5 protein-coding genes and 1 tRNA gene are annotated in these 7,241 nt (G+C 38.1%); 2 read left to right on the plus strand and 4 right to left on the minus strand.

The features are described 5' to 3' along the window. Positions 1-69 precede the first annotated feature (69 nt). From mltG to HMPREF0106_RS18015, 3 genes are all read right to left on the minus strand, one after another. Positions 70-1,107 (minus strand): endolytic transglycosylase MltG, encoded by a 1,038-nt coding sequence (gene mltG / locus HMPREF0106_RS18025; protein WP_009039354.1) that lies wholly within the window; start codon positions 1,105-1,107, stop codon positions 70-72. Positions 1,108-1,564: 457 nt separating this feature from the next. Then, complete coding sequence (locus HMPREF0106_RS18020) at positions 1,565-2,443, minus strand: DNA/RNA non-specific endonuclease (protein WP_009039355.1); 879 nt, start codon at positions 2,441-2,443, stop codon at positions 1,565-1,567. A gap of 27 nt (positions 2,444-2,470) precedes the next feature. Next, entirely contained in the window at positions 2,471-3,052 is a 582-nt protein-coding gene (locus HMPREF0106_RS18015; protein ID WP_009039356.1) for an epoxyqueuosine reductase QueH, read from the minus strand. A 104-nt stretch (positions 3,053-3,156) separates the two neighbouring features. Here HMPREF0106_RS18015 and HMPREF0106_RS18010 point away from each other — a divergent pair, with 104 nt between their 5' ends. Both HMPREF0106_RS18010 and HMPREF0106_RS18005 read left to right on the plus strand, forming a co-directional pair. Beyond that, complete coding sequence (locus HMPREF0106_RS18010; RefSeq protein WP_009039357.1) at positions 3,157-5,199, plus strand: DUF3352 domain-containing protein; 2,043 nt, start codon at positions 3,157-3,159, stop codon at positions 5,197-5,199. Positions 5,200-5,307: 108 nt separating this feature from the next. Continuing rightward, a tRNA-Thr gene (locus tag HMPREF0106_RS18005) sits at positions 5,308-5,380 on the plus strand. 221 nt (positions 5,381-5,601) lie between these two features. On the opposite strand, the gene HMPREF0106_RS18000 is transcribed toward HMPREF0106_RS18005, so the two are convergent. After that, entirely contained in the window at positions 5,602-6,810 is a 1,209-nt protein-coding gene (locus HMPREF0106_RS18000) for an ROK family transcriptional regulator (RefSeq protein WP_009039358.1), read from the minus strand. Positions 6,811-7,241 lie beyond the last annotated feature (431 nt).

The raw sequence follows: 7,241 nt of genomic DNA on the forward strand, positions 1-7,241 counted from the left end.
TTTAGTGTTGATCACAGTTTGTTAATCTATCGGGCAAAGATAGGCTTTTCCGTTCGTTTTATCACAAATTTACTTGAAAATCTTTCTTTCATTCAGGGCTTTCCAGTATTTTCTTGCATTTGCCATGTGGTCGGCGTAATTGGAGGCAAAGTTGTGAGTACCGGAAAAATCTTCTTTGGCGCACATGTAGATATAGTTATGTTTGGTATAGTTCAACACGCTGTCTATTCCCTTTTTAGAGGGGATACGGATGGGTCCTGGAGGTAATCCGGTATTTATATAGGTATTGTAGGGAGAATTGACTTTTAAATGCTCGTTGGTAATTCGGCGCAGGCCAAAATCCTGCAGGGCAAATTTGATGGTGGGATCTGCTTGTAAGGGCATATCTTGATGTAACCGGTTGATATACAATCCGGCTACCATTGGCTTTTCTTCGTTGTTGTTGGTCTCTTCTTCAACGATGGAAGCAAGTGTGCTGACTTCTTCCGGTGTCATGCCGATGGCGGTAGCTTGTGACAGGCGATCTTTATTCCAGAAGCGTTTGTGTTCGTCCTTTATTCGTTTAAAGAATTCGTCTACGCTCATATCCCAATATACCTGATAGGTTTCCGGTATGAAAAGGCTGGGGAGTGTTATACTGGTATATCCCATTTGAGCTAGGAAAGTAGAGTCGAACAGTTGGCTTGCGATTTCGGCAGAGTCTATCATGAGCTGCTTGCCGATGCTTCGCGCCAATCGGTCTAATGTCCGGACGCTTCCGATAGTAAGGTTCATAGGTTCCTGATAACCTCTGGAAAAACGGCTATATACATGATAGACGTTGTCATTGGGGCGAATGGCATAACGACCGGTGTGGATATTCTGATTGAAATCCTTGTATTTTGCCATCCACTGGAATCCGGTGAACTTATTGACATGCCCGAATTCTTTTATTTTATGGTAGATAGAATCGGCAGTATCATCCCGGTCTACATAAATATATACGGTTTTAGATGGGTGAAATTGGGGGGCAAACAGATAATAATAAAAGGTGCCTCCGGCAACTGCACAAAGGAGGAATGCTCCGATTAGAATTGATAGTAGAATATTTCTCTTTTTTTTCTTCATCTTTTGAGGTGTATTTAAAAAGTTCGTCAAAGATAAAAAGAATTTGGATAGGAGTGTTCTCTTTTTAGGATGAATCATAAGGCGACTACATCAAAAGTATATTTCTTTCGGTGCGATTGTGAATTCATTCTTTCACGTTACGTCTGCCTTGCTTGATTTATTCAGCTGCTTATTGTGTCTCTTTGTTTTCATTGTGATTATCTTTTTGTTTCCAGAGTAGTTCCATTATTCCCATATATTGTGGGACTATTTTCCCGCAATATATGGGAATGTTTTCTCATAAAATAAGAGAATACTTTCCCACAATATGTGGGAATAAGACAATCTCTTGACGTTACAATGGGAAACCTTGAGAGTAATACAACAACTCCCTTTTATTGAAGTGAGAGTCTGTTTGTAACTAGAATGCCATTGGCACAAGGAAATGAATTCATTTCAGAGAAACGAGTTTTGCTACTTAATTAGGCCACAGAGAGTAATTAATGTCTGCTTCTATTTTGTTTTCTATCTCATCGGGCAGAGGTGCGAAGAAATCCATGTTAGTCAGGTTCTCGATGCTATCTATTGTTACCGCATAGGATGATAGAGGTTCTACTGCCTGCTCATTATTGAATAAGAAACCGATAGCTCGCATCGGCTTGACAAAAGGAGAAAGGACTACTTTAAAAAACTTTTGAGGTACTACGACTTTATTCTTTCCGATTGTTTTGGGATGTTTTTCAATAATAGGGCCACATATAATAATGATGGCGCTGTCTGCTATGGCCCAATTCCGGATCTTTTCTTCCAGATTTTTCCATCCTCTTCTGTTTAGTTGTGGATGTTGCGGACACATATTGCTGAAATAAAATGATTCTTTCATGGCTTCAGGACTCCATTTCATATCTGCTGCGGGAGCCATATGACCTTTGTCATATCCTGAACGGGTATAGTCGGTATTCGTTGCAGTCGGCCCTGTCACTAATGGATCGGCAATAAAACGATTACCTCTTTTTTCTTTTCCTTTGGTTTCTTCCCTGGTTAATTCGTAAGAAACCCAGTTGGGGATTTTTAAATCTTTGTTGTATGATACCGTATATCCGCTATGCCGGATGATTTGTTCTTGCCGGGGAACTAGTGATATAGGTGTCTCCAGATCTTTGCCGGGTGGAATCTGAAAGGAAGTATCAGTTTGCAGTTCGTTATTTTTCTGGATATTAATCTGCTGGCAATACAAATAAACACCAAAAAGAATAGGAATGAGCACAATAATGGCGATGATACATCCTAATCTATTATTAGAGTGTGATTTCTTTTTGAATAGTTTTCTGTTTTTACCTTTTTTATTTCGATTCATTGATTGGCTGGTGATGACAGGTTTGTTTTATTCTTCTTTTCTCATGCTGAATTCGCAACCGCAATATTGTTGGTTGTAAAAGTTATATTCTTTAATGATGGCAATACGTCGTTCGCTAAGTCCCCCTTTCCGCCAATTCTGTTCCCAGTATGTGACATCCGGGTAAAAGGCGGTAGCATATTGTCCGGCTTCATTGATCTGCTCCAGACTTTTCCAACGGCTGGAGGCAAGTGTCGTGGTAATTACAGAGAAACCATGTTCGTGTGCGTAACGGGCTGTCTCCAATAAACGCAGTTTAAAACAACGCAGGCAACGTCCTCCTCTTTCAGGTTCCTGCTCCATTCCTATTATGTGACATCGCCAGTTTTCATGATCGTAATCAGCATCTATGATCTCCAATCCCAATGATTGGGCATAGCGCGTACATTCTTCTTTTCTTATAATATACTCTTCCTGCGGATAAATATTAGGATTGCAATAATAAATAACGGGGGTGATATGATGTTGCATCATACATTCAATAATGGCTGATGAACAAGGAGCACAACAAGTATGAAGCAAGACTTTATCGGCTCCTCCCGGAACTTCGAGTTGGAATTTCTTTTTCATGCTGTAAAGTTAGTACATATTTACGATACGAGTCAATGGTTTATGTTTTATTCAGAATAGTTTTTTTAGTATCTTTGTCCACTCAAGTTTATAACAGAACAATAATGAATGAATTAAATTGCGGGCAAGAAGAGCAATATGCAGGCCCGGAGAAGAAAAAAAGTACCTCGAAAATTGTAAAGAGAACTTTAGTTGTGGCTGCATTAGCTTTGGCGGTATATGTTGTATATTCCGTAGTTTATTTATTTGTTTCGCCTGATCGTAATATTCAGCAAATCTATCTGGTTCCCGAAGATGCTGCGTTTATCATTCAATCATCGGCTCCGATTGAAGATTGGGAAAAGTTTAGTGGAAGTGAAACATGGCAATGTCTGAAGAAAGCGAAATCTTTCGAGGAAGTAACGGAGAGTGTAGAGAAGCTCGATTCGGTAGTCAAAAGCAATAAAGTGTTGTTGTCGCTTGTTGGTGAACGGGATATGCTTATTTCGCTTCACAAGACCCGTGCCACAAAGTGGGATTTTCTGCTGATTCTGGATATGCAGAAAACATCGAAAATGGATTTATTGAAAGACCAGGTGGAAACCGTATTGGTCATGAGTGGCTTTACTGTCACCAACCGGATGCATAACGGCATTAATATCCTTGAAATGCGTGATCCCGAAACAAGGGATATTTTCTATATTGCTTTTGTGGATAATCATTTGGTAGGATCTTATACGTCCGGGCTTGTCGAATCGGCTATTGATTCGCGTAATAAACCCAAAATCGGACTTGACCAGTCTTTTATTGAAACGGAGAAGTTGGTTTCCGGTAAGGGGCTTGTCAGAGTCTTTATTAATTATGCGCGCGTACCTCAATTCATGTCTATTTATCTGGGGGCAAGAAACGAATACATTGATCTGTTTAGCAATTCTATGAATTTTGCCGGACTTTACCTAAATACGGATAAGGAGCGGATGGAAGTGAAAGGGTATACGTTGAGAAAAGATTCTGCCGATCCTTATGTCACTGCTTTGTTGAATTCGGGAAAACATAAAATGAAAGCGCATGAGATTCTGTCCGGGCGGACAGCTCTTTATACGAATATAGGTTTCAATAGTCCGGTAACTTTTGTAAAGGAATTGGAGAATGCACTGTCGGTTCACAATAAACAGTTGTATGATTCTTATCAAAGTTCCCGGAAAAAGATAGAAGGGTTATTCGGTATATCTTTGGAAGAAAACTTCTTGAGTTGGATGTCAGGAGAGTTTGCTATTACGCAATCCGAACCAGGTTTGTTAGGGCATGATCCCGAACTGATTCTGGCTATCAGGGCTAAAAGTATTAAAGATGCCCGTAAGAACATGGAATTCATTGAAAAGAAGATTAAGCGACGTACTCCGGTTAAGATTAAGACTGCTAATTATAAGGATTTCGAGATTAATTATATCGAGATGAAAGGCTTTTTCCGCTTGTTTTTTGGGAAGCTATTTGATAAATTTGAGAAGCCATACTATACTTATGTTGACGATTATGTAGTTTTTAGTAATAAAGCTGCTTCTTTACTTTCTTTTGTAGAAGATTACGAGCAGAAGAATTTATTGAAAAATAATCCGGGTTTTGAAAATGCACTGTCATATTTAAAATCAAGTTCTACTATTTTCTTATATACAGATGTGCGCAAGTTTTATTCCCAGTTGAAACCGATGATGAATCCTGCCACATGGAATGAAATACAATCAAACAAAGACGTTTTGTATTCATTCCCTTACTGGACTATGCAGATTATAGGAGAGGATCACTCGGCTTCTTTGCAGTATGTGATGGATTATAGCCCATATCAACCGGAAGAGGTTGCCGTTGCTATTGCTACTGATGAAGATGATAAGGAAATGAACGAAGATGCTGAAACCGAGAAAGAGCAGATGAGCGAACTGAAACGTTTCTATGTCGAAAAGTTTGAAGGGAATGTGTTGCGGGAGTTCTATCCGGAAGGCGCATTGAAGAGTGAAGCGGAAGTAAAAGAAGGGAAACGTCACGGCCGTTACCGTGAATATTATGAAGATGGTACCTTGAAACTTCGTGGAAAGTATGTAAATAATAAACCGAAAGGTACATGGAAATATTATACCGAGGACGGGAAATTTGAGCGCAAAGAAAAGTTTTAGATTACGTCAACAAAAGTTGATTTAAAAAATAAGCTCAAAAAATAATCGGATTCTTTTTGTTTTCTCAAATAAAGCTGTAATTTTGCACGCCGTAAACGAGAGACAAACGCCGCTATAGCTCAGTTGGTAGAGCAACGCATTCGTAACGCGTAGGTCGCCAGTTCAAGTCTGGCTAGCGGCTCTCAAATTAGAACGCTGATTATTTGACTAATAATCAGCGTTTTGTTTTTCTATAGAATCTCTTTCGTATGAGTGTGGTATCTTTTTTACATGGAATTTATGTGAAATATAAAAAACGAAATTTATGTTGAGTCGCATTATTGTTTTAGTCGTCGCAGGAGTTGTCGTGGTCTATATTGTTCGTTTTATAGATAACTTTTTCTCTCAGCGCAGAAGATAAATTCAACTTTCAAACATCCGGCTGCGTGCCAGCATACAAGCGCCAATGATACCGGCTTTGTCTTTCAGCTTGGATGTCGCAATGGCTGAATCTTTATTGACTAGATTTAGCGAGTACTTGCGTACTGCTGTTTTTATCGGCTGGGTGATATAGTCGTCAGTCAAAGATAGGGTTCCGCCTATGATTACCAGTTCAGGATTGAATATATTAATTAGCCCTGCAATTTGTTTTCCCAGTTTTTGTCCGATCTCTTCTACAATTTCAATGCAGAGTGGGTCTTCCTTGTTTACGGTAGCTATAATTTCATCCAAAGTAAGAGGATTTTCTTTGGCTAAAATCCGGTTGGATAGGACAGAACTTTCTCCTTTCTGGATGCGTTCTATTAATATTCGATGAAGAGCTGAACCTGATGCTTCCGTTTCCAAGCATCCTTTTTTACCACAGTGGCAGATGATTTCATTGTCAAATACATTTGTATGCCCGAATTCTCCGGAAAAACCGGACTTTCCGGTATATATTTTCCCATCAATGATAATACCTATGCCTAATCCCCAACTGACGTTTACAAAAATAATGTCTTTTTCCCCTTTTACGCATCCTTTCATATATTCCCCGTAAGTCATAGCGCGTGTATCGTTGTCTATTGTTACCCGGAATCCGATTTTTTCAGTTAATACTTCCGCCAAGGGTCTCTCTTCAAAATTAAATTGGCTGAAGCTATATCCAGATTCTGGGTTGACTCTGCCGGACACATTTATATTGATATTTAATATTTTATCATTATCTATATCTGCTTTCTTTATAAATTGCAGAATAAGTTTGCATAACTCTTCCAGTGCTTGTGAAGTGTTTTCTGATTTAAAAGGGATATTCATTTTTAATTCTACCATATCGCCTTTGAAATTAATCAGTCCTATATTAATGGCAAACTTTTTAATATCTACTCCTATAAAATAACCGGATTCGGGATTTAGTCCATATAAGCTGGGGTAGCGTCCTCCGCTCGTCTCCAATTTGCCATAATCGTTTATATATCCTTCTTCGCACATTTCACTAATGAATTTTGTGACAGTCGGGACACTGAGATCCAGTTCTTTTGCTAAATCTGTAATAGTAGAACTACCATTATATATATAATGTGTAATAATCTTCTTTTTGAGAAGAGCGTTCTTGGTTCCTGCTTCTATTTCTTTCAGTAAATGTTGTTTCATCTTAGTCCTTCTTTATTGTTTGAGGCAAAGATAATAAATTTATTTATTAATGGAGATTTGTTTGATTTGAATTTAGTAGATGCTTTATTTATCCCTCTTTCTGAATATTGTATTAAAATGAATAATATATAAATCAAGAATCTATATATTTAATAATTTTATTAATAATGCGAATCAGTAGTTGAAATCACTAGCTGATTCAGTTAGTTAAATTGTTATTATTCAATTAATTATCTCATTTATTTATTTCTTAATCTCCTTGAAAATCAGTATGTTAGAAGAATAAAACCACTCATTATTCTAATTATGATTCCCAAGGAGAAAGAGCTAAAACTTATAAAAATATATATGTATATCTGCGATGTTTATCAGTCTTCACTGAAGTTCTACTGTCAGAGGTTCAGTAATAACGCTACACCGATCTTCACTGA

It is taken from the genome of Bacteroides sp. D22 (genome assembly GCF_000163675.1).
Taxonomy (GTDB): Bacteria; Bacteroidota; Bacteroidia; order Bacteroidales; family Bacteroidaceae; genus Bacteroides; species Bacteroides xylanisolvens.